General features: G+C 68.9%; 4 protein-coding genes. 1 reads left to right on the top strand and 3 read right to left on the bottom strand.

Going from position 1 to position 3360, the window contains the following annotated elements; genetic code table 11:
- Window positions 1-200 precede the first annotated feature (200 nt).
- The 3 genes from AB0B89_RS35570 to AB0B89_RS35560 form a co-directional block, all read right to left on the bottom strand.
- Entirely contained in the window at window positions 201-1163 is a 963-nt protein-coding gene (locus AB0B89_RS35570; protein ID WP_358561924.1) for a hypothetical protein, read from the bottom strand.
- Between the two features lie 676 nt (window positions 1164-1839).
- Window positions 1840-2142, bottom strand: a complete 303-nt coding sequence (locus tag AB0B89_RS35565) for an acyl carrier protein (RefSeq protein ID WP_358561920.1) — start codon at window positions 2140-2142, stop codon at window positions 1840-1842.
- 258 nt (window positions 2143-2400) lie between these two features.
- Window positions 2401-2916 (bottom strand): hypothetical protein, encoded by a 516-nt coding sequence (locus AB0B89_RS35560; RefSeq protein WP_358561927.1) that lies wholly within the window; start codon window positions 2914-2916, stop codon window positions 2401-2403.
- Here AB0B89_RS35560 and AB0B89_RS35555 point away from each other — a divergent pair.
- The coding region (locus AB0B89_RS35555) for a polysaccharide deacetylase family protein (protein WP_358561917.1) at window positions 2812-3360 on the top strand (549 nt) is incomplete at its 3' end. The two genes, AB0B89_RS35560 and AB0B89_RS35555, sit on opposite strands and share 105 nt — an antisense overlap.

Here is a 3360-nt window from a genome sequence, read left to right as displayed (position 1 = left end):
TGACGACTGGCGACGCGTCACTCAACCTTCGGTGGCACGAAACTAGTGGTCATCAACCTTCGGTGACAATGCTCAGCCTTCGCTGTCACAGGACACCTGCAGAGGGTCACTTAACTCCTCGACTCGCTGCATGTCTTTGTCGCTGAATCCTGACACCAGCCCATACGGACCGCCAGGCACGGCGCCCAGCAGCGTGATCCTCACCAGGCGGCGTCGGGCGTCTGGCCGCCGAGCGGCAGGTCGCCCGTCTCGATCGGCACCGAGCGGGTGGAGCCGTCGTGCAGGTCAGCGCGATAGAGCCGCCAGTCGTGCGTGTAGAGCAGATATCGGCCGGTCCCGTCGAGGTCGAACCGGATGGTGAGCGACGCGTTTTTCGGCGGCGACAGCCGGGCGAGCACCACCGGCGTCCCGCCGCCGACGGGGATGCGCTCGATATCGTGGCCGGCCGAGTAGATCAGGGAATCGCCGTCGGGGGTGTAGGCCACCGACTCCAGGGGAGAACCCTTCATCGGCCTGACGAGACGGGTGGATGCGAGCAGGTCCGGCCCAGGGGCGGCGAGGTCCATGACGCCGAGGCCCCAGTCGTGCGCCGCCACGGCGATCCGCCGCCCGTCCGGGGCCCAGGACAGGCCGGTCACCGGTATGTTCCCGGCGAACCAATCGCGTCGCGCCCCGGTGGCGATCTCCACCACGGAAACGATCGTCCCTCCGACCAGCGTGTCGGCGAAGGCGAACCTCGTTCCGTCGTGGCTGAGGGCGAGCACCGGCAGCGTCCCAGGCACGCAGCCGCCGGACTCCGGCACCAGCTCGGGTGTGCCCGGCCGCCCGTTCTCGTCAAGACGGACCCGGAAGAATCGGACACCGGACTCCTGCCCGCAGGTCCCGGAGAGCAGGAACGTTCGGTTGTCCGGCGCCGCCGCCGCGAGCTTCCACGACGACGCGACCCCCGGCGGCAGCGGAACGGCCGCTATGAACCTCCCGGTCCCGGCGTCGTGGACGGAAGGCGGCACCGGCGTGCCGATCGGCGTCTTGGAACGCTCGGAAAACCGGGCGATCGGCACCCTCGCGGAGACGAAGAAGCGCGGCGGCCCGGTCCCGGCCAAGGGAGCGGCGGTCGCCATCGGCACCGCCAGGGACGATGCGAGGTCCGGCCGCGCCGGCATCGTGGCCGACGGTCCCCCCGACCCGCCCCACGGTGACGGGGTCGGCGGTAGTGACGAGGGTGGGACCGGGAACGGCGTCGCCGCGGCACCACGGGGGAGGATGGAGACGCGTTCGGCGGCCGGGGAGTCACCGCAGCCTCCCACCAGGGTCAGCACCAGCAACCCTGCCGCGGCAACGGCTGCGCGAGGAAACACGCGTTGATCATCACCCGTCCCAAGGGACGGCGTCAAACCTAGGATCCCTGCCGTACCGGTGCGCTGACCCTCGACGCCGCCGTCACCGGTGTGAACGGGCTGGTCTATCTCGCCGCCACCGCCCCTGTGAGCGATCTGCTCGGGCCCGGGGTGGGCCTGCCGCGCGGGATCGGCGCCTTCCTCCTGGTGTACGGCGGGGCTCCGCAGTCGAGTTCGGGGGCACGCCTACGCGGCGTACGGATGCGTCGGCGAGCGCGATGGTCGAATAGACCCGGGCGTGGGACCGGCAGGCCCGGCGCGGCCCGGCACCCGCACCTTCTGGCCGACTGGCAGCGACCGTGCCCAGCTTCCCGGCGGCGCGGCGGTCCTCAGCAAGACCCATGGTCTGGTCACGATTCCTGGCCGCGGAGGGCTGGCGACCCGTGCGTGCCTGCGCGGGCCAGTCGCCGCGACACGGCTGGACTATCGGCCCGTGGGGCGATCAGGGCAGCGCTGTGTGGGGCGGCGTACAGCTTCGGTGGATTCGGGTTGTGATCAAACGAGCCATGCCGTCGATCGTGGTGAACTCGGGATGAAACAGGTCCTGTTCGGTAAGTGACAGATGGAATGTCTCTTCGATGAAGGCGGTCAAGGCGACCAGGGCAAGAGAGTCCACGTAGCCGGCATCGAACAGGTCCGCTTGGCGGTGGAACCCGGGGTCGTCTGAAGCGATGGTGCCGATCTGCCGGACGAAGTCCTCGATCTTTGTGGCTGCGATCTCTTGCGTGCTCTGTCCAGGTTGCATGTGCTGTCCTCTCATCGGCCAGGTGGAGGCGGTTGGTGGATGCCGGCGCGCACAACCCGGTGGAGGTCGACGGGATTGTGGATGTGGAACGCGCGGCAGAAGGCGGCTTCGAGTTGGCGGTGGTCGAGGCCCGCGCGCACCAGTTGGGGCAGGATGCCTTGCCGGGCATCGTGGTCGCCGATCTGCGCCCGGACTTTGGGTCGGCGGGAGATCTCCTCGGGCAGGGCGCCCTGCGCAAGTTCCTTGATGATCGTGTGCTTAGGAATCGGGTCGGGGAGTTCGAGCAGCAGGGTGGAGGCCCATCCGTATGGCTGGGCGACGTCGAGACCGTGGCCCTTGAAGACGCCGACTTCCCGGTCGCCGGTTTGGACTCCTCGGGTCAGGCTGATGCGCAACTTGCTCGGGGGGAGCTGGGGCAGTTGGTAGTAGGTGGCTCCGGCGTAGTGGACAGGGCTGTAGTCGCCGAGGAGTTCGTTCATCAGGTCGCCGGTGAGTACGAGGGGACGGGGCCGGTGGGGTGGTCTGTGGCGATGGCGCTGGCGAGCACGTCGTTGACGATGGCGGCATGGACGTTGAATCCCGCCAGTCCTGACCGTGGGTGAGGGCGCGTGAAAGCGACTGGAAGATCGTGTCGGTGTCGGCGCCCACCAGTCGCATCGGTAGTCCCAGGTGCTGGGCGACCTGCTGGGCGGTGACGGCGTCGTCGCTGCGGCTGGTGCCGTTGCCGATGAAGGAATAGGTGTAGGCGGTCACGGCGTGCGGGAAGTACCGCACGGCGTAGGCGGCGATCAAGGAGCTGTCGGCGCCGCCGGACAAGCAGACGGCAATGGGAGTGTTCGGGTAGGCGGTTGCCAGGCGCTTCATGCCTTCGACCAGCGCGGCTACCTGTCCTGGCAGCAGCTCCGGCACCTGGCCGACGACCCGCTGGTCATGGTGGCCAACCACACCCTCACCCACGACAACCTGCAGGCACTATCCCGCGACGCGCTGGATGAGGAGATCAAGCGCTCCCACGCGCTGTTCACCACGCGGATGGGTCGCCCCGCACGCTACTTCACGGTCCCGTTCGGCCGCTTCACCCAGGAGCTGGCACTGGACTGCCTCGAGCAGGACGAGCTGGTCAGGCCGGGCCGCCGTCACGGCATGACCTCGCACGAGATCACGAGCGGACTGCACGATCCGGCCCTGTCGCGCGTCCCGGGCGACCCCGGCGCGCTG

The sequence above is a fragment of the Sphaerisporangium sp. NPDC049002 genome, from assembly GCF_040649355.1.
Taxonomy (GTDB): Bacteria; Actinomycetota; Actinomycetes; order Streptosporangiales; family Streptosporangiaceae; genus Sphaerisporangium.
This window is presented reverse-complemented; position numbering and strand designations above follow the sequence as displayed.

Bases quoted from the DNA above. Each gene is read 5' to 3' on its own strand.
- AB0B89_RS35570 (WP_358561924.1), bottom strand. From the start codon at position 1,163: ATGCCGGCGCGGCCGGACCTCGCATCGTCCCTGGCGGTGCCGATGGCG.
- AB0B89_RS35565 (WP_358561920.1), bottom strand. From the start codon at position 2,142: ATGCAACCTGGACAGAGCACGCAAGAGATCGCAGCCACAAAGATCGAG.